Below are 17,878 nucleotides of genomic sequence, written 5' to 3'. Positions count from 1 at the left end.
GCTCCTTACAGCATTTCGATAAAGGCGGCGACGCGGGTGCTGAGCTGGCCGAGGTCCGCTGTCGAATAGTCGGTTTCAATCGCCATGTAAGGAAGATCGTGCCGTTGGCGCAGATGGCGTTTAATCGCCAGCGATTCCACGGCATAGGTATGGCAGGCCTGCAAAATGACGTCGATCACCCCGTCGGCCTGATACTCCTCCACCATCTGGCTCAGCAGCTGCAGACGCTGGTCGTTGGGGGAGATACAGGAGCAGCCGATGGCGAGATATTTATCGGTTAAGGCGTCGTAGACGTCACCCTCTTCCGCCACGCAGCGCTCGGTCGCTTTCGCGCCGGTGCAGTTCTCATAGCCGACCACCCAGCCGCCGTTTTCCTCGATGGCGCGGACCACTTTTTCCGCCGCGCCGCCGATCGGGCAGCCGGTGATCAGGATCCGCGGACGAGGTTCCAGCCGTTTACCCTGCTGCCACTCCTGATGGATGCGCTCCGCCATGGCATGCAATTCATCAATCAGGGCGGTTTTGTCGAAACGAAAAGTGGCGCCGTACACCACTTTCAGGATGTCGCCGCCGCTGAGCGCCGGCGGATTGAGCTGCCCGAGACGATAAAAGTGGGCCAGCGCCCGGCGCTCGCGATTTTTCAACACGATGGCTTCGCGCAGCGCCGCCTCGCTAATCGGCGTGCCAAACCGGGCCTCAATCACCTGCTGCAGGCGCAGGATCTCCGTTTTCCACAGTGCGCGCGAGGCGGCATCGCTGGCGCTGTTCGGCAACTGCATGACGTGGACCGCCTTGAACTCGGCCATGTACTCATACATTTTCTTTTTGCCGTCGCAGGTGGTTTCCCCAACCACCAGGTCAGAGAAATAGAAGTAGGGACATTTATCGGTTTTGCCGAAGCCGTAGCTGCTTTTGATAAGCGGGCAGAGGTTGCGCGGGAGATCTTTTTCCGCTTCCTCGATGGTTTCATCGGAGGTTGAGCACAGCGAGACGACAACGGCGCCCGCCGCCATGGCGATCTCCTGGGGCATAAAGGTGCAGTAAGTGCCCACCAGCGGTACGTTCTGCTCTTTAAGATCCATGACGGTGAGAAAGCCCTTCTGGCGAGCTTCTGAGAACTGGTCAAAAATGGCGGGTAGATCGGTGATAAGCGACATGGTTTTCCTTCCCCGTACACGGGAGATGCTGAAAGAGTCGCCATTATAGCCATGGTGTATGCAGGGTTTTATTGATCTCCTGCGTCTGTACGCGGTGTTAATAGACCTTTTTCAAATCCATCTCTTCCTGGATACGCTCGCTCCATGCCTGATGGGTGCGGATGGCCTCTTCGATACCGGCGTTGTAAAACAGCGGCCCCAGCTCTTTGGCGATAAAGTCGACGAAAAATTCGGCGTCAAACTGCTCCAGTTCGAGGTCGAAGGTCTCTGTGCAGTACTTGCTGAGCCTGTCGCGCAGCAGGTCGCGCTGCGCCTGGCTGAGTTCAATGTCATTCATGATGGGGCTTTCTCCGTAAAAGGGCTCACGACTGCCGGGCTTCGATCACCGCTTGTCCGCGCTGGTGGCGTAACAGTCCGGCCAGGCAGCAGGCGGCGACAATCCCGGCGGCCACTGCCAACAGGTGGAAGGGGAGTCTGCCGCCATGGAACCACAGCCAGCGCGCGCCTTCAATTGATAACGCGCTGACGCTGAGGATCACGATATTCAGCGAGGCGGAGACCGTGCCTTTCGGCAGGTCGTTGGAAAAGAGGGTAAAGCGAAACAGCGTCGGGAAAATCAGCCCGATGCCGAAGGCGTAGAAGCAGGTGCCGAGCACCGACCACAGCCAGACGTGGGGCCATACCAGATTGCCAACGATCAGGATGGCCAGGCCGAGCATCTGTACCGGCACCGCGCTGAGGACAAAGCGCGGGCGGGTAGGGTCTTTTACCCAGCGCGCCACCGACAGGTTGGCGATGATAACGGCGCTGAAGACCGGCACCTGGCTCCAGGCGAACTCGCTGGTGGTCAGTCCGCCGGCGTCCATTAAAATCACCGGCGATACCGCCACCCAGCTCATCAGCGGAATATAGCTCAGCGACAGCGTGGCGGCGCCGAGTAAAAAGATGCGGTTGCGAAAGACGTTGCGAAAATCGCGCAGCACGCCCAGGGGGCTGAACGGCACATCGCCGCGGCGCACCGTCTCCGGCATGGTCAACAGCAGGCCGAGCCAGGCCACCAATCCCATGGCGGCGATAATGCCGAACAGCGCTTTCCAGTGGATGAAATGCATCAGCGCCGCGCCGGAGAGCGGGCCGACGATCGGCGCCACCAGCACGACGGAGGTGATCACTGCCATCAGCCTGATCGACCTTTTTTCCTCAAAGGCCTCCTGTACGGTGACGTAGCCGACGGTGGCGATAAAGCAGATGCTGGTGCCCTGCACGAAGCGGGCAATCAGGAACTGCGTCATGGAGGTGGTGAACAGGGTCGCCAGGCATGCGAGGGTGAAAATCAGCGCGCCGGTGAGCAGCACCGGACGCCGTCCTATCCGGTCAGAGAGCGGCCCCAGCAGCCACTGTAGCGCCATGCCGCCGGCCATATACAGGCTCACCGAGGCCGGAGCCAGCGCCACATCAGCATTGAAATCCCGCACCACGTGCAGGATCCCCGGCTGGATCAGATCGGTAGTGAGATAAGCGGAAAAATCATACAGAATTAACGCCGCCGGGAAGAACAGCGCGGCGGCGTGTCGGCTCAGCCAGTGGGAAATCCTGTGCATCATCTCGCCCTCCCTGTGGAATATTTATCAGCGCTATTGTTCGGATAGTATCATTGCTAACCAATATGCAGATGCAGCAGCGAGGGGATCTGCGAGAGCAGCCACAACAACAGGCCGATGGTTCCCCCCACCAGGGTACCGTTGATGCGGATGAACTGCAGATCTTTACCGATATTGAGCTCGATCTGCCGCGACATATCGCGGGCGTCCCAGCTCTTCACTGTGTCGCTGATATGGCGGGTGAGGAAGGCGGCGAACTCCGGCGCCACCCGGTGCGCCGCCTGCTCCAGGTGTTCGTTAAGCGATTCGCGCAGCGCGTCGTCGCGGAGTAAGGTTTCACCGAACCACTGCCCCGCCTCGGCGATACGCTGCTTAATACGTGAGTCGTCGCTGCTGATATCGTTTTTTACCCAGCCGCGCAGGTCGCCCCATACTTCGCCAAGATAGTGGTTAAAGGTCTCATCATTTTTTAGCCAGGCTTTGATGTTATCGGCCTTCTGCGCCATATCCGGGTCGGATTTCAGGTTATCGATAAGCTTTTGCACGGCGCGGTCAAAAGTCTGACGGATCTGATGCGTACGGTCGTGAGTCACCTCGTCCAGCAGGGTATTCACCGCGTCGGTGACCATCTCAGCGCTGTGCTCGCCGAGCCACTCGGTGGGTAGGAGTTTGGCCTTCAGCGGGTGTTCGGTCTCCAGCCAGTGTACGATGCCGCGGGCGATAAAGGCGCGGGAGCTGTCGCGCTGCAGCAGGGCAATCAGTTGGTTTATCAGCGAATCGAGCAGCTTTTGATGGCGATTGTCGCGGGTCAGTCCCTCCAGCATCATGGCGCTGGTCTGCGTCAGGTCGACCTTATCGATAGCCTTATGCACCGCGCGTCGCAGCAGACGTTGAATGCGCGCGTCATCGGTCAGTTCGAGAAAACCGCTCATCACCTGCAGCAGGTGCTGGCCGACCCGTCGGGCGTTCTCCGGCTGGCTGAACCAGTTGCCGAGCATCAGGGCTGGCTGATAGCGGCGGATCAGCGCGACCAGCGACGGGGTATCAAGGAACTTTTCCTCGACAAAGCGGCCGAGGTTGTCGGCGATGCGGTCTTTATTGCGCGGAATAATCGCCGTATGGCGGGCGACAAAGGGCAGCGGAATACGGCGAAACAGAGCCACGACCGCAAACCAGTCGGCCAGCGCCCCGACCATCGCCGCTTCGGAAATAGCTTTTAGCGCACCGACCCAGGGCGACGGTGGTAGCGCGAGGGTAGTGATAAAAATGGCGGCTGCAATCAGCAGCAGCGACAGCGCCAGCAGTTTGGCGCGTTTCAGTTCAGCGAGTTTTTCCATATGCTTAAGCATATAGCCTGACGGCGAGGTCGTGCAAAAATCGCCAGATAATCCCCAGGCCGAAGAGCATCAGGATCGCCCCCGCCGCCCGCTCGACTCGCCAGACGATGGCGCCCAGGCGGCGCTGTATCTGCGGCAGCGCAATCGCGCTCACCAGCAGTAAATCCCAGAAGAACACCACGCTGACCATCCACAGCCCGCTCACCGTTTGCTGAAGCAGGGTCACAGCCGGCCCGAGCAGGGAAGTCATCAGCGCCAGATAAAACAGGGCGTTTTTGGGGTTGAGCAGCGATGACCCCAGCCCCAGCAGCAGCTGCCTGCCGAACCCCGGACGCGCTGCGCGAACGCTCTCCATCGCCAGCGTCGCGGGACGGCTGCGTATCAGCAGGCTGCCAATCCACAATAAATAGCCCGCCCCCAGCAGTTCGATGAGCAAAAAAAGCAGCGGCGCCTGGCGCAGAAGCCCCCAGCCGACGATGGCGAGCACAATATACAGCGCATTGCCTGCGGCGATGCCGAGACACAATCCGATGCTGCCGCGGATCCGGTAGCGCACGGCGTAGCCGACCAGCAGAAAAAAATCAGGGCCCGGACTGAGCAGAGCGACAAAGTGGGACAGGGCTAACGCCGGGAAGGCGGCGGGAAAGAGCGTCGATAAGGTATGCATAGTGGCCTCGATAATGGTGCAGAGGCCACCCTACGCCAGGTGGCGTATTACTTATTGTCAGATATTGATCTGCTTTGCGCATACTGCCGCGGCGTGGCGGCGGTATAGCTGACAAAGGTTTTATGGAAATGGCTCTGATCGGCAAAGCCAGCCTGATAGCCAACGTCGGCGATAGGATCCCCGGCGCGTAAGCGCGTTTTCGCATATTCGATGCGCGCCATGTTGATCAAACTGGCAGGCGTCAGGCCGGTATCTTGTTTCACGGCGCGGATAACGGTCTCTTTACGAAGCGCGCTGTCGTGGGCCAGCTTATCCAGCGACGGCGACGCCGGCAGATCCATCGCCAGGCGCTGAAACAGCAGGGCGCTGGCGTGATGTGGCGCCTGCGGCGCGGCGGCGCACAGCGGCAGCGCGTGCAGGAGTTGCGCCAGCCGGGCGGGCAGTTGTTCAAGGCTCCCGCGGCTCATCAGGGCGACAACCTGCTGGAAACTGGCAAAGAGAGGGCTGTCGCGCAGCAGCGGCTGCGGCGAGGTGATACTGGCGCCAGGGGGAATATCCGGGCGCTGCGCGTGGCACCATGTCGCGTCCAGGTAAAGCATGTGATAGCTGCGCGGCCTGCCATGCAGCGGATTACAGCTATGCGGCGCGTGCGGCGGGATCACGATCAGATCCCCGGGTTGCAGCAGGTACTCCTGGCCAGCGCACAGGCAGCGCGTTTCCCCCTCGATAATCGCCCCTACGGAAAGCTGGGGGTGGCTGTGGCGCTTATAGGCCCGGCGGCTGCGCCGGGTGCTGCGCAGCTCCAGCCACGGCAGACGATCGTCTCGCCAGAAGGTTTGGGGAATATCTCGGGTATGGTTCACTGCTTTGGCCTTTGCTGCGGGGATAAGCCGTTTATAGCATGCTGCGCCGAGGCTGTCGCCCGCCTGGATTTGCGTACCGCGTCGAAAAAGGATGTCACGCTTGCAGTCCGGGGAAATATGTTTTCGTAGCGGAATGTAAAATCCCGGTTTCCGGGGGTGCCAGAGACATTCATGGGAGGTAGAGTCCCTGCAGGATAAGCAGGCAGGGATGAGCCGATGGCAAAGGGCACCACCTCGACGCCGCATGATGCGGTGTTTAAACAGTTCCTCACTCAGGCCGACACCGCGCGCGATTTTCTGGCGATCCATCTACCGCCTGCGCTGCGTCAGCGCTGCGACCTCGATACCTTACAGCTGGAGTCGGCAAGCTTTATCGAGGAGAGCCTGCGGGCCTGGTACTCCGATGTGCTGTGGTCACTCAAAACCGCCTCTGGCGAGGGCTACATTTATGTGGTTATCGAACATCAGAGCTCGCCGGATGCGCAGATGGCCTTCCGCCTGATGCGCTACGCCATCGCCGCGATGCAGCGCCATCTTGATGGCGGTCATACAAAACTGCCGCTGGTGGTGCCGATGCTGTTCTATCACGGAGCGACCACGCCATACCCGTGGTCACTCAACTGGCTGGACTGTTTTGCCGATCCACAGCTGGCGAGTGAGCTTTATATCTCGCCCTTTCCGCTGGTGGATGTCACGGTGATCCCCGACGATGAGATCGTTCGCCACCGGCGCGTGGCATTACTCGAGCTGATACAGAAGCATATTCGCCAGCGCGATTTAATGGGCATTGTTGAGCAACTGACGACGATTTTACTTAGCGGGGACGCTAATGACAGACAGCTAAAAACGCTGTTTAATTATCTGCTGCAGACTGGCAACGCGCGCCGCTTTGGCCGGTTTATCCACGAAGTGGCGCAACGGGTTCCTCAGCACAGGGAGAGATTGATGACTATTGCTGAAAGATTACAGGAAGTGGGCCGCAGAAAAGGCAAGCGTGAAGGACAGCATGCCGAGGCGCTGCGCATTGCCCAGAGGATGCTGGCCGACGGCATTGCCCGCGAGACGGTGGTGAAAATCACCGGCCTGACCGCCGACGAGATCGCCGCGCTGGCGCATTGATAACGCCGGGGCGGACTGACGGTCGCCCCGGTTAGCCTCTTTATGGAATATTCCGGATATACCTAACTTTACCCGCATCGCCAGCCATCTCGACTACCCTTAATATCCTTAACGGCATTTTTGACTGCCTTAGTAGCGATAACAAGGAGACATGCGATATGGCCTATCAGACGGTGAATCCTGCGAACAATCAGCTTATTAAAACGTACCCGGCGCACAGCGATGCGGATGTGGAGGCGGCGCTGCAGCAGGCGGATGCGCTCTACCATTCTGCCTGGGCAAAAGGCGATATTGAACCGCGGCTGGCGGTACTGCATAAGCTGGCGGATCTGATCGATAGCCGGGCGGAGGAGCTGGCAAAAATCGCTAGCCAGGAGATGGGGAAACTCATTAAGCAGAGCCGCGGCGAAGTGAAACTTTGCGCGCAGATCGCCCGCTATTACGCCGATAACGCCAAATCGTTCCTGGCGCCGGTGAAGTATCCCTCCGAACTGGGTGAAGCCTGGGTTGAGCACCATCCCATTGGCGTCTTACTGGCGGTGGAGCCGTGGAACTTCCCCTATTACCAGCTGATGCGCGTCCTTGCGCCAAACCTGGCGGCCGGTAACCCGGTTATCGCCAAACACGCCAGCATTGTGCCGCACTGCGCGGAGACCTTTGCCCATCTGGTGCGTGAGGCCGGTGCTCCGGAGGGGGCGTGGACTAACCTGTTTATCTCCCAGGATCAGGTGGCGAAGATTATCGCCGACGATCGCGTGCAGGGCGCGGCGCTAACGGGGTCGGAGAAAGCCGGCAGCGTGGTGGCGGCGCAGGCGGCGAAGCATATTAAGAAATCAACGCTGGAACTGGGCGGCAATGATGTGTTTGTCGTGCTGGACGATGCCGACCTGGAGCGCGCGGTGAAAATCGGCGTCCAGGCGCGGCTGAACAACGCCGGCCAGGTGTGTACCGCTGCCAAGCGCTTTATCCTGCACGAAAATATCGCGGATGCGTTCCTGACAAAATTTAGCGAGGCGTTTCGCCAGGTGAAAATCGGCGATCCGCTGGATGAAAGCACCACGCTGGGGCCGCTCTCTTCCAAAGATGCGCTGGATACCCTAAGCAAACAGGTGGACGAGGCGGTGAAAAATGGCGCTAAGCTGCATCTGGGCGGCAAAGCGGTGGCTCGAGAAGGCAATTTCTTTGAACCCACAATTTTGACCGGTATCACCCGTGATAATCCGGCGTACTTCGAAGAGTTCTTTGGCCCGGTGGCGCAGATCTACGTGGTGAAAAACGATGAGGAGGCAATCCAGCTGGCCAATGATTCCCACTATGGTCTGGGCGGCGCGGTGTTCAGTCAGGATATCGAACGCGCCAAACGGATGGCCTCCGCCATTGAAACCGGAATGGTTTATATCAACTGGCTCACCGATACCGCGCCGGAGCTGCCGTTTGGCGGCGTGAAGCGTTCCGGTTACGGTCGGGAGCTCTCCGATCTCGGCATCAAAGAGTTTGTGAACCAGAAGCTGGTGGTGGTGCGCCGCTAAGCCTATGACCCGGCCATAAAAAAACCTGCCATTCGGCAGGTTTTTTTATGGCTAATGCTCAGCGCACCTTAACTTTATCGCGGGGCGTTGACCATAATCAGAAGGTGACCCCGCCGCCCACATAGGCGCCATCAATCAGGGTGTGGTTCGGGCGACCCTCTTTACCGTCAACGCTCACATGGCGGTAACCCACTTTCAACGTCACTGGACCAATCGGAGACCAGCTCACGCCGCCGTTCGCTTCAACATAGTTTTTCACGCTGTTGTTCAGACCATCCGGCGCGACATACCCTTCGCCAAACACGTGGATGCTATCGGTCAGGGCCACGTTCACTCCGCCGCCGACCGGAAACGCGACGCCGTTATCGCCTTTTTTCGGCCCGAGGTAGATGGCTTTCGCGCCGGCGTTGAGCATCACCGGGCCCACTTCCAGGTTGTAACCCGCGCCCACGCCGCCGGTCTGGCTACCATCATCGGTATTCTTCAGCCAGTGGCTTTCGGCGTACAGGCCAGAAGAGGATTTACCCATTTCCATATTCAGATTAGTGAAGTTTTTACCCTGTTCAACGGTAAACCCCACCGCCATGGCGGAACCAGAGACCGCGGTCAGGGCTGCAAGAATAAGGATGTTAAGCTTTCTCATGGTTTACTCCTCGTCAATAAAGTTGTCTGAGGGCACCTTAACAAGCGATGTTTACCTCTGCAAATGTGACTTGCGTCGATTTTTTATGCTGGTTTTGTCAGGAAGGTGTTTTGAAAATGTTGTAATGACGTTGGGTTACGGCGAGGTCAATCATCAAATTTAGCCTGTTTAGCCGTGGTTTAATTGGTGGGCTAAACAGAAACTGAACAGAGCAGTCATTAATTATTAAGGGGCCTATTCATTCAGTTTCTTATAATTTCCAAAAATGTTTCTACTGTTACTTATTAAAACGTTGCTTTACATTTTTCGACGCGCTGCCGACGTTTGGTCCCTGTTTTTGACGAGGTCTCAGAGAGAAGGGGGCCTGCGCCTTAGGGCGCAGGCGGGCAGGTTAGCGTCGTAACCCGGCAAACGCCGCGCGAATTTCCTCTTCCGGCAACTGAATGCCGATAAACACCAGCGTGCTGTGCGGCGTTTCATCGCCCCACGGGCGATCCCAGTCGGCGCTGTAGAGGCGCTGCACGCCCTGGAACAGCAGGCGATTTGGCTCGCCGTCGATCCACAGCATGCCTTTATAACGCATCAATTGCTCGGCGAAGGAGAGCAGCAGATTTTCCATTACCCGTGAAACTTCACTGATATCCACCGGATAGTCGAGCTCGACCACAATCGACGAGACGTCATTCTGTTTTTCTGCCACAAAATGAAAGCGCGGTGTGGCGCTGACAACCTTCTCTTCCAGCATAAAACCGCTGGTGTTAAACAACTGGCTTAAATCGATATCGCCGTGAATGACGGTATAAATCGGCGCCCGCGCGTTAATGCGCGCCAGCCGTTCACGCAGCTTTTCGGTGTCGCCGGCGACGTCGGTTTTGGTTAACAGGATCCGGTCCGCGTAGCCGACCTGCGACTGGGCGATGGTGAACTGATCCATCTGCTGGTCGGCATGGACGGCGTCAACCAGGGCGATCACGCCGTCCAGCAGATAGCGCTCGCAGAGCACCTGATGGGAGAAAAAGGTCTGGATAATCGGCCCCGGGTCGGCCATGCCGGTGCATTCAATCACCAGCCGGTCAAACTCGATTTCGCCGCGATCGCGACTGTCGAGGAGATCGAGCAGGGCGTCTTCCAGTTCGTTGGAGCGTGTACAGCAGATACAGCCGTTGGTCAGGGTTTTAATCTGCGTGGCGCGGTCGCCGATCAGCTGATCGTCAACGGAGACTTCGCCGAATTCGTTTTCAATCACGGCGATTTTGAAACCGTGCTGCTCATTGAGGATATGGCGCAGGAGGGTGGTTTTTCCTGCGCCGAGAAAACCGGTGAGTAGGGTGACTGCAATCGGTGCCATTATTGCCTCCATTAACAGCAGCGTACGCCGCCTTTGCCGTCGCCGCCGTAGCGGGCCTGCTGACGTTCGCGGAAGAATTCTTCATAAGTCATGTACGGCTGATCCGGATGGTTGGTTTGCATATGCGTGACGTAGTTGTCGTAATCCGGAATGCCAATCAGCATTTTTGCCGCCTGACCGAGATATTTTTTTGCCTGACCTAAGTTACCAAACATTATAAGTTCCAGATAACGAATAAAGCCGGATGGCGGCTAGCGCCATATCCGGCCTACGTTAATGCGCTTTTGGTAGGCCGGATACGCGTAGCGCTATCCGGCATCAGGGTTAATGATGTGACGAGGTCTTCACGCCGCCTTCCGGTACCGGCACGTACGGAGTCTCTTTGTCGGTACGCACCTTATTGTTGCGGACATTGAGCCAGGTTTTGATGCCGTAGAAGATGATGCTGTACACCACCACCAGGAACAGAATACTCAGGCCGGCGTTGGTGTAGTTGTTGACCACGATATGGTTCATGTTGGCGATCTGCTGCGCGGTCAGCTCGCCGCCGGCGGCAATCTTCTCTTTATACTGCTGAGCCATAAAGAAGAAGCCTTCCATCTGCGGGTTGCTGCTGAACAGCTTCAGGCCCAGCGCCCAGGTGGTGCACAGCAGCAGCCATGCCGCCGGGATAACGGTGACCCAGATATATTTGGTGCGCTGCATCTTGACCAGCACCACGGTGCCAAGCACCAGCGCCACGGCGGCCAGCATCTGGTTAGAGATCCCGAACAGCGGCCACAGGCTCTTCACGCCGCCCAGCGGGTCGACCACGCCCTGATACAGCAGGTAGCCCCACAGCCCGACGCAGCCGGCGGTACCGATAATCCCGGCGACCAGCGAGTCGGTTTTTTTCAGGAACGGCACGAAGTTACCCAACAGATCCTGCAGCATAAAGCGGCCTGCGCGGGTACCCGCATCCAGCGCGGTGAGGATAAACAGCGCTTCAAACAGGATACCGAAGTGGTACCAGAAGCCCATATCCGCCATCGGGATGATTTTATGGAATACGTGGGCGATACCGACGGCCAGCGTCGGCGCGCCGCCAGCGCGGTTCAGTACCGAAGGTTCGCCGATATCTTTCGCCGTCTGCAGGATCTGCTCAGGTGAAATCACAAAGCCCCAGGAGCTGACGGTCGCCGCCGCGTGGACGGTGACTTCTTTCAACTGCGCTGCGATCATCGCCGCGTTTTCACCGCCCATTTCATGCAGGTTCGGCATGACGATGCCCAGGCCTGCCGGCGGGGTGTTCATCGCGAAATAAAGGCCCGGTTCGATAATCGAGGCGGCGACCAGCGCCATGACTGCAACAAAGGATTCCATCAGCATCGCGCCGTAGCCAATAAAGCGGGCATCGGTTTCGTTGGCCAGCAGCTTCGGCGTGGTGCCGGAGGCGATCAGCGCATGGAAGCCGGAGACCGCGCCGCAGGCGATGGTGATAAACAGGAACGGGAACAGCGCGCCTTTCCACAGCGGACCGGTACCATCAATGTACTGGGTCACTGCCGGCATTTTCAGGTCCGGGTTGAGGATAACGATCCCCAGCGCCAGGCCGACGATTACGCCGATTTTCAGGAAGGTGGCCAGATAATCGCGCGGCGCCAGAATCAGCCATACCGGCAGCAGCGCGGAAATGAACGCGTAGCCAATCAGGGTAAAGGTGATAGTGGTATCTTTAAAGGTCAACGCCGGGCCCCAGTACGGGTCGTGGGCAATCACGCCGCCGAACCAGATAGAGGCCACCAGCAGCACGATACCGATAACCGACACTTCACCGACGCGGCCTGGGCGCAGGAAGCGCATGTAGATCCCCATAAACAGGGCGATAGGCACCGTCGAGCAGACGGTAAACACGCCCCACGGGCTTTCCGCCAGCGCTTTCACCACGATGAGCGCCAGCACCGCGAGGATGATGATCATAATCAGGAAGCAGCCGAACAGGGCGATAGAGCCCGGAACCGGCCCCATCTCCTGTTTAATCATCTCGCCCAGCGAGGCGCCGTTACGCCGCGAGGAGATAAACAGCACCATGAAGTCCTGTACCGCGCCCGCCAGCACCACGCCGGCCAGCAGCCACAGGGTGCCCGGCAGATAGCCCATCTGCGCGGCCAGTACCGGGCCAACCAGCGGGCCAGCGCCGGCGATCGCGGCAAAGTGGTGGCCAAACAGCACGTAGCGGTTGGTTGGCACATAGTTCAGGCCATCGTTATTAATGACCGCCGGCGTGGAGCGCGTCGGGTCAAGCTTCATCACCTTCTGCGCGATGTACAGGCTGTAATAACGGTAGGCGACGAGGTACACAGAAACCGATGCGACGACGATCCACAGGGCGCTGACGTGCTCACCGCGGCGCAGGGCGACGACTGAGAGGCAAAATGCCCCGATGATTCCGAGAACCACCCAGGGTATGTGCTTGAATAGTTTTTTGGTATCCATAGTAAAACCTGGCGTTAATTAGATGAATAATTGGCCGAAGCCGTCTGGTTTTAAGTAAGGGTTGATGGAGGTATTGATTAGCTAGGCTGCCTCCGATCTTGCCAGAACAGCGCGCGCGTAAAGTTGGGTAAATCGGTGAGTGGTTGTATAGGGGGTTAAGCGGTTACTTGCGGGGGTAAGCGGTTAGATATGAGTACGAGAGCGCGTAAATGTGTGATTAAGCTCACAATATTATTCTGCGCATCTCAAAGATATGCTTTCAAACTGAGGATAACGATTTTTATCACCCGCAGATCACTATCTTTATTTCAAGTAGAGGTATTTTGATATTATGCTGACTTTGCCATGTCGTATGGATAGCGTTTAACAAAGGGAATTCGAGTTATGAAATTTGTAAAGATAATGATCATCGCCAGTGCTTTTTACTTAACATATGCTCATGCAAGAGAGATACATCAGGCTGTTGATGAGCCGGCAGCCCCTTATAATTTGCGCTGGGGGATGAGTTACGATGAGGCCAGAAACACGCCTTTATATTCTCTGGAGGTATCAGATATCAATTATGCCGGAAAAGACCCGGATCTGATTATCTCAACGCTGACTCCCCAGGAAGTGGGGGCGTTGAAATATCAGGAGATGAAGCTTTATTTTGATAAGAATAAAGGGCTGAAAAGTGTTTTTGTTAGCGCTGATGTTGATTCCAGTCAGCAGGCCTATAAAGTTGATGATGGCCGGGAAGCACTCGCCTTATATAATGAGGAAGTTAAGGTTCTTGATCGAGAATATGGGCCAGCGACAATCAAAGAAGAGTTCATTGCAGAAAAAGGGAAATTCTATCAAAGTCTTTCCGCCTGCATTGCAAAACAGCAGGAGTGGTATAATAAAAGATTAGATCTGAATAAAATAAAAAACTGTTCAACCTGGCAACGTACTTATAAAAAAGGTCGGGTAACCGTTTTGCTATACATCGAACCGAGACAAGTTTCCAAACATTATATTTATAAATAAATTAAAGGACTTAACGGTGAGAATATATAAGATTTTTTTTAGAAGTATTGCCATGGTCATTAAGGTTATGATCCTTTCTGATTGTCGTCAGTCGTATTATATTGCCAGAAATACGGGGCGCAATATAATGACCTTATCGGACCATCAGCGCGCTAAATCGGCGTTAAACGCTAACGATTTAAATGCAGCTCAGGGCTACCTGACGGGAGAAAAATACAATAATCGCTACAGGCCTGTTAGCGGTGAGGAATCCTGGGGAAGTTTACAATATCGGGCGGCGAAAATCGTCGCCAACGCCGCGGCGAACGGTCAAAAAGTGCGTGATGATGCGCTCTATCTCGCTTATATCTCTTTGTTTGAAGCAGAAGAGGGAGTGCCCGAACATCCCGATATTATGTTGGGTTACATGCATAAAGCCATGGCGCTACTGTTAGCGAATCCGCAATTACTCGATAAAATCGATTCTAAAAATGTCAATACTTTACCCAGCCAGTTTACCCTTGAACGCTATGCTGTATGGCAATATTTATACGATGGCGGCGAGATTGACTGGACCAAAAAAGCGCCTGAAGGTGAAGGTTATACAATTGCTGGTGAAAGCTATCAGACCTGGAATATCAAGTTAAAAAAAGCCATCTGGAATCGGGGAGACGCTTTTTTAACAAATATAGGTAAACAACAATTTATTCATGACGCTATAGATTATTCGCAATTTCCGGTTATTGCCTGTACCGCCAGGCGAAAAGGCTGGCACTTAACATTACCTGCTGACTACCGGGAACAAAATTTCCGCGGCGGTGGACGTTTTGATTGGGCTTCATGTCGCGCTGTTGAATAAGGCTGGCGGGTGAGATGACGCATATTAAGCGCCAGGTTTACGTATCGGGCGATAAGTAAACCTGGGCGCGGATTTTAGACTGCGACTTCCATTTCCATCATCACCGGGTGGAAACGGCGTTTAAAGTAAATCAGGCCGTGCCCTTGCGGGCTCAGGGTAATATTGCGGATCTCCACCAGATACACCAGGTGGGTACCAATGGTTTGCACCTGGCTAATCTCGCCTTCGAGACTGGCCAGCGAACCTTTCAGCACCGGCTGCCCGAGCGCGCCCTGCTGCCAGCCGCTGAGGGCAAACCGCTCTTCCATCGTCACCCCGGTCATCCCGGCGAAATGACGGGCCATGATTTCCTGTTCGTGGTTCAGCACGTTGATGCACAACTTGCCGTTACCCTGAAACACCGGGTTCATCGCGCTGTTGGCGTTGATACAAACCATCACCGATGGCGGCGTATCCGTCACCGAGCATACCGCCGTGGCGGTAATGCCGCAGCGGCCGGCTTCGCCTGCGGTGGTGACAACGTTAACCGCAGCCGACAGGCTGGCCATGGCATCGCGAAAACGCAGGCGTTGTTCATCTAATTGCATTATGACCTCCCGCTGCGAATTACTTCAGCAGCTTATCCAACATGTTGATATCAGCGTTATTGTGCAGATGCGGCACCGTCCAGCCGTTCTGGTCGTACTCGGACAGGCAGCGGTCGACCATCGCCATCATCTTGTCCATATTGCCGGAGCTCTGCGCCTGGCGCAGACACTGCAGGCGAATCTCATCCTGGCTACCGGAGTAGTTGATCTCATACAGTTCATGGCGGCCGCCGAATTCGCTGCCGATGGCGTCCCACATCAGTTTGAGGATCTTGATACGTTCAACGTGATCCATACCGTTGGAGCCGCGCACGTACTTCGCCAGATACTGGTCGATCTGCGGGTTGTTCAGATCGCGGGCGCTGGACGGCAGATAAATCAGGCCGCTGGTGACGTTACGCTCGATGATGTTCTTGATCTTGGCGTAGGCCATCGGCGCCATTACGCGATAGGTCTGCAGCGCGGCGTGATCCGGCAGCCATGCGCCGTTGACCCACGGCGTCGCTTCCGAGCACATGGAATCGCTCAGCGCCCAGAACATGTTGCGCCACGCCACCACTTCGCCAAGGTCGGCCTGCACGCCGCGGAATTCGAGGGTGCCGGTACATTCCAGAGAACGTTTCAGCAGGGCGGTGATAAAGTCCAGTTTTACCGCCAGGCGCACGCAGGCCTGCAGCGGGTACATGCGGGCGAAACCACCTTCCATGGTCCAGCGACGGCAGCGGTCAAAGTCGCGGTAAATCAGCACGTTCTCCCAGGGGATCAGCACCTTATCCATTACCAGAATCGCGTCGTTCTCGTCGAAACGGCTGGAAAGCGGATAGTCGTACGGCGATCCGGTCGCGCCGGCGACCATCTCATAGGAGGCGCGGGAGATAAGCTTGACGCCTTCGGCATCCATCGGCGCGACGAACATCAGCGCGAAGTCCGGGTTCTCGCCCATCACCTGTGCGGAGCCGAAGCCGATCATGTTGTAGTGGGTCAGCGCCGAGTTGGTGGCGACCACTTTCGCGCCGCTGACGATGATCCCGGCATCGGTCTCTTTTTCCAGCTTGATGTAGACATCCTTCACTTCATCAGCTGGCTTGTGGCGGTCAATCGGCGGGTTGACGATAGCGTGGTTAAAGTACAGGCCGGTTTCCTGAATGCGGGTGTACCAGTTGCGGGCGTTCTGCTCGAACTGGCCGTAAAACGCCGGGTTGGCGCCCAGCGCGCAGCCGAAGGCGGCTTTGTAGTCTGGGGTGCGGCCCATCCAGCCGTAGCTTAAGCGCGACCATTCGGCGATGGCGTCGCGCTGCTGGCGCAGATCGTCGGCGCTTTTCGCCACGCGGAAGAATTTATGGGTGTAGCCGCCGCTGCCGGTATCGGTGCCCCAGCACAGGGAATCCTGCATCTCCGGTTTGTGCAGCGCATCGTACAGCTGAGCGACGGAGGCCGCGGCATTACGGAAGGCCGGATGCGTGGTGACGTCTTTCACGCGCTCGCCGTAGATATAAATTTCGCGGCCATCCTGCAGGCTTTTTAAATACTCTTCGCCAGTTAACGGGCGTTTCGCGTCGGCGCGGAAATCTTCAGGTTTCATAGGTGACCTCTTCAGTATTAATCGGAATGCGATGTTAAATTTATGTTTTGTTTTTGTTGTTCAATTGAAGCGGTTATTGCGCTTGCCGTGAAGGGACGTTTGCGACAACGACGGGTACTTTTCAGGCGGGAGTGAATTTTGTGATCTCGGCAGCGTTTGGCGGGCAACGCGGCGCTGAGCCGCCCTGTGAACCGCAGCCCCGTAAGCGCCGCGCCAGCGGCGAATTACGACACCGGTACTTTTTGCGCCCGGTAGCTGCTGGGCGAGCAGCCGACCTGGCGGCTAAAAAAGCGCGCGAAATAGGCGGGATCTTTAAACCCCAGTTGCCAGGCTATCTCATTGACCGCGCTATCGGAAAACAGCAGTAGCCGCTTTGCCTCGCGCAGCTGGCGGTCGAATATCAGCCGCTTCGGCGAACGGTTGGCAAAGCGGCGACAGATATCGGTCAACCGCGATTCGGTCAGATGCAGCTCCCTGGCGTAATCCGGTACCGTCCAGTGCTGATGGTAGTGGCTGTCGATCATCTGGTTAAAGCGCTGGAATAGCTTCAGCTCGCCGCGCATCCCACTGGCGGCGTGATCGTCGAGCTTTGCGTTACGCAGCAGCAGGGTAAAGACCGCCTGCGCCAGTAGCGCCAGGGTATGCTCCCGCCCCGGCAACTGGGCGGTAGATTCCCGGCGAATCAGCTGCCAGTAGTGGGCCAGCGCCGCCAGCTCGTCGGGTTTATCCGCCAGCGACAGGCAGATCCCCGGCAGGCCGAAGGTCTCCCGCGTGCCGGGATAAAGCACCTCCAGCAGCGGCCAGATCAGCTCCTCATGGACCGTCAACACATGGCCATCGCTATCGGACTCGGTAATAAAGGCGTGCGGTACCGAGGGCGGCGTTATCACAAACAGCGGCGCCTGCACCGAATAGCGATGGTCATCAAGCTGCAGCTCAATCTGTCCGGTATCAAGGTAGTGCATCTGGAAATAGCGGTCGTGGCGATGCGCCTGCATGTCGCGGCCAAAAAAGGCCGCCATGCGGGAGAACGACTGGTAGTGCACCTCTTCGGTGCCCAGACTCTCGTCGTAATCTTTATTGATGTCGATGTTGGCGATTGAATGCTGGCACATACCCGCTCC

At 56.9% G+C, this 17,878-nt stretch carries 17 protein-coding genes; 4 read left to right on the top strand and 13 right to left on the bottom strand.

The window, feature by feature from the left end; all coding sequences use genetic code 11:
• Positions 1 to 5 precede the first annotated feature (5 nt).
• The 6 genes from ACR809_RS22075 to ACR809_RS22050 form a co-directional block, all read right to left on the bottom strand.
• A complete protein-coding gene (locus tag ACR809_RS22075) occupies positions 6 to 1,157 on the bottom strand; it encodes a double-cubane-cluster-containing anaerobic reductase (RefSeq protein WP_004178488.1) in 1,152 nt (383 codons plus the stop codon).
• Between the two features lie 97 nt (positions 1,158 to 1,254).
• Positions 1,255 to 1,494: a DUF2164 domain-containing protein gene (locus ACR809_RS22070; protein ID WP_031592129.1), complete on the bottom strand. Its 240-nt coding sequence runs from the start codon at positions 1,492 to 1,494 to the stop codon at positions 1,255 to 1,257.
• A gap of 25 nt (positions 1,495 to 1,519) precedes the next feature.
• Positions 1,520 to 2,761, bottom strand: coding sequence for a multidrug efflux MFS transporter MdtM (mdtM, locus tag ACR809_RS22065; protein ID WP_004146110.1), 1,242 nt, complete (start codon positions 2,759 to 2,761; stop codon positions 1,520 to 1,522).
• 53 nt (positions 2,762 to 2,814) lie between these two features.
• Positions 2,815 to 4,107, bottom strand: a complete 1,293-nt coding sequence (locus ACR809_RS22060; RefSeq protein WP_004146918.1) for a DUF445 domain-containing protein — start codon at positions 4,105 to 4,107, stop codon at positions 2,815 to 2,817.
• Positions 4,100 to 4,762 carry a LysE family translocator gene (locus ACR809_RS22055; protein ID WP_004177543.1) on the bottom strand — a complete coding sequence of 221 codons (663 nt, stop codon included), beginning with the start codon at positions 4,760 to 4,762 and terminating at the stop codon, positions 4,100 to 4,102. Before ACR809_RS22055 ends, ACR809_RS22060 begins: the two co-directional genes overlap by 8 nt.
• A gap of 47 nt (positions 4,763 to 4,809) precedes the next feature.
• Entirely contained in the window at positions 4,810 to 5,625 is an 816-nt protein-coding gene (locus ACR809_RS22050; protein ID WP_040184161.1) for an AraC family transcriptional regulator, read from the bottom strand.
• A gap of 216 nt (positions 5,626 to 5,841) precedes the next feature.
• Between ACR809_RS22050 and ACR809_RS22045 the strand changes: the two genes are divergently transcribed.
• Both ACR809_RS22045 and ACR809_RS22040 read left to right on the top strand, forming a co-directional pair.
• Positions 5,842 to 6,744 carry an Rpn family recombination-promoting nuclease/putative transposase gene (locus ACR809_RS22045; RefSeq protein WP_004211327.1) on the top strand — a complete coding sequence of 301 codons (903 nt, stop codon included), beginning with the start codon at positions 5,842 to 5,844 and terminating at the stop codon, positions 6,742 to 6,744.
• 158 nt (positions 6,745 to 6,902) lie between these two features.
• Complete coding sequence (locus tag ACR809_RS22040; protein ID WP_004146105.1) at positions 6,903 to 8,273, top strand: NAD-dependent succinate-semialdehyde dehydrogenase; 1,371 nt, start codon at positions 6,903 to 6,905, stop codon at positions 8,271 to 8,273.
• A gap of 97 nt (positions 8,274 to 8,370) precedes the next feature.
• Here ACR809_RS22040 and ACR809_RS22035 read toward each other — a convergent pair whose 3' ends face one another.
• The 4 genes from ACR809_RS22035 to ACR809_RS22020 all read right to left on the bottom strand — a co-directional run bounded on the left by ACR809_RS22035 (position 8,371) and on the right by ACR809_RS22020 (position 12,739).
• Complete coding sequence (locus ACR809_RS22035; protein WP_004177540.1) at positions 8,371 to 8,916, bottom strand: YfaZ family outer membrane protein; 546 nt, start codon at positions 8,914 to 8,916, stop codon at positions 8,371 to 8,373.
• Between the two features lie 391 nt (positions 8,917 to 9,307).
• Positions 9,308 to 10,264: a GTPase gene (gene yjiA, locus ACR809_RS22030; RefSeq protein WP_002887442.1), complete on the bottom strand. Its 957-nt coding sequence runs from the start codon at positions 10,262 to 10,264 to the stop codon at positions 9,308 to 9,310.
• Positions 10,265 to 10,275: 11 nt separating this feature from the next.
• Positions 10,276 to 10,479: a YbdD/YjiX family protein gene (locus ACR809_RS22025; RefSeq protein ID WP_002887451.1), complete on the bottom strand. Its 204-nt coding sequence runs from the start codon at positions 10,477 to 10,479 to the stop codon at positions 10,276 to 10,278.
• 109 nt (positions 10,480 to 10,588) lie between these two features.
• On the bottom strand, positions 10,589 to 12,739 hold the full coding sequence (locus ACR809_RS22020) for a carbon starvation CstA family protein (protein WP_004211335.1): 2,151 nt from the start codon (positions 12,737 to 12,739) through the stop codon (positions 10,589 to 10,591).
• Positions 12,740 to 13,123: 384 nt separating this feature from the next.
• Between ACR809_RS22020 and ACR809_RS22015 the strand changes: the two genes are divergently transcribed.
• Both ACR809_RS22015 and ACR809_RS22010 read left to right on the top strand, forming a co-directional pair.
• Positions 13,124 to 13,747 carry a hypothetical protein gene (locus tag ACR809_RS22015; RefSeq protein ID WP_004177539.1) on the top strand — a complete coding sequence of 208 codons (624 nt, stop codon included), beginning with the start codon at positions 13,124 to 13,126 and terminating at the stop codon, positions 13,745 to 13,747.
• Positions 13,748 to 13,874: 127 nt separating this feature from the next.
• Complete coding sequence (locus tag ACR809_RS22010) at positions 13,875 to 14,585, top strand: transcriptional regulator (RefSeq protein WP_162897756.1); 711 nt, start codon at positions 13,875 to 13,877, stop codon at positions 14,583 to 14,585.
• A gap of 74 nt (positions 14,586 to 14,659) precedes the next feature.
• On the opposite strand, the gene ACR809_RS22005 is transcribed toward ACR809_RS22010, so the two are convergent.
• From ACR809_RS22005 to hpaA, 3 genes are all read right to left on the bottom strand, one after another.
• A complete protein-coding gene (locus ACR809_RS22005; protein WP_002887467.1) occupies positions 14,660 to 15,172 on the bottom strand; it encodes a 4-hydroxyphenylacetate 3-monooxygenase reductase subunit in 513 nt (170 codons plus the stop codon).
• 19 nt (positions 15,173 to 15,191) lie between these two features.
• Positions 15,192 to 16,754, bottom strand: a complete 1,563-nt coding sequence (gene hpaB, locus ACR809_RS22000) for a 4-hydroxyphenylacetate 3-monooxygenase, oxygenase component (protein ID WP_002887473.1) — start codon at positions 16,752 to 16,754, stop codon at positions 15,192 to 15,194.
• A 224-nt stretch (positions 16,755 to 16,978) separates the two neighbouring features.
• Positions 16,979 to 17,869: a 4-hydroxyphenylacetate catabolism regulatory protein HpaA gene (gene hpaA / locus ACR809_RS21995; RefSeq protein ID WP_004177537.1), complete on the bottom strand. Its 891-nt coding sequence runs from the start codon at positions 17,867 to 17,869 to the stop codon at positions 16,979 to 16,981.
• Positions 17,870 to 17,878: the final 9 nt, after the last annotated feature.

Source organism: Klebsiella sp. CD33 (genome assembly GCF_051992865.1).
GTDB classification, from domain to species: domain Bacteria; phylum Pseudomonadota; class Gammaproteobacteria; order Enterobacterales; family Enterobacteriaceae; genus Klebsiella; species Klebsiella pneumoniae.
Note: the sequence above shows the minus strand (reverse complement) of the source record. Positions and strands in the feature narration are given on the sequence as shown.

Excerpts from the sequence above, each read along its gene's own strand:
- ACR809_RS22075 (WP_004178488.1), bottom strand. The coding sequence starts at position 1,157 with ATGTCGCTTATCACCGATCTACCCGCCATTTTTGACCAGTTCTCAGAA.
- ACR809_RS22070 (WP_031592129.1), bottom strand. The coding sequence starts at position 1,494 with ATGAATGACATTGAACTCAGCCAGGCGCAGCGCGACCTGCTGCGCGAC.
- mdtM (WP_004146110.1), bottom strand. The coding sequence starts at position 2,761 with ATGATGCACAGGATTTCCCACTGGCTGAGCCGACACGCCGCCGCGCTG.
- ACR809_RS22060 (WP_004146918.1), bottom strand. The coding sequence starts at position 4,107 with ATGCTTAAGCATATGGAAAAACTCGCTGAACTGAAACGCGCCAAACTG.
- ACR809_RS22055 (WP_004177543.1), bottom strand. The coding sequence starts at position 4,762 with ATGCATACCTTATCGACGCTCTTTCCCGCCGCCTTCCCGGCGTTAGCC.
- ACR809_RS22045 (WP_004211327.1), top strand. The coding sequence starts at position 5,842 with ATGGCAAAGGGCACCACCTCGACGCCGCATGATGCGGTGTTTAAACAG.
- ACR809_RS22040 (WP_004146105.1), top strand. The coding sequence starts at position 6,903 with ATGGCCTATCAGACGGTGAATCCTGCGAACAATCAGCTTATTAAAACG.
- ACR809_RS22035 (WP_004177540.1), bottom strand. The coding sequence starts at position 8,916 with ATGAGAAAGCTTAACATCCTTATTCTTGCAGCCCTGACCGCGGTCTCT.
- yjiA (WP_002887442.1), bottom strand. The coding sequence starts at position 10,264 with ATGGCACCGATTGCAGTCACCCTACTCACCGGTTTTCTCGGCGCAGGA.
- ACR809_RS22025 (WP_002887451.1), bottom strand. The coding sequence starts at position 10,479 with ATGTTTGGTAACTTAGGTCAGGCAAAAAAATATCTCGGTCAGGCGGCA.
- ACR809_RS22020 (WP_004211335.1), bottom strand. The coding sequence starts at position 12,739 with ATGGATACCAAAAAACTATTCAAGCACATACCCTGGGTGGTTCTCGGA.
- ACR809_RS22015 (WP_004177539.1), top strand. The coding sequence starts at position 13,124 with ATGAAATTTGTAAAGATAATGATCATCGCCAGTGCTTTTTACTTAACA.
- ACR809_RS22010 (WP_162897756.1), top strand. The coding sequence starts at position 13,875 with ATGACCTTATCGGACCATCAGCGCGCTAAATCGGCGTTAAACGCTAAC.
- ACR809_RS22005 (WP_002887467.1), bottom strand. The coding sequence starts at position 15,172 with ATGCAATTAGATGAACAACGCCTGCGTTTTCGCGATGCCATGGCCAGC.
- hpaB (WP_002887473.1), bottom strand. The coding sequence starts at position 16,754 with ATGAAACCTGAAGATTTCCGCGCCGACGCGAAACGCCCGTTAACTGGC.
- hpaA (WP_004177537.1), bottom strand. The coding sequence starts at position 17,869 with ATGTGCCAGCATTCAATCGCCAACATCGACATCAATAAAGATTACGAC.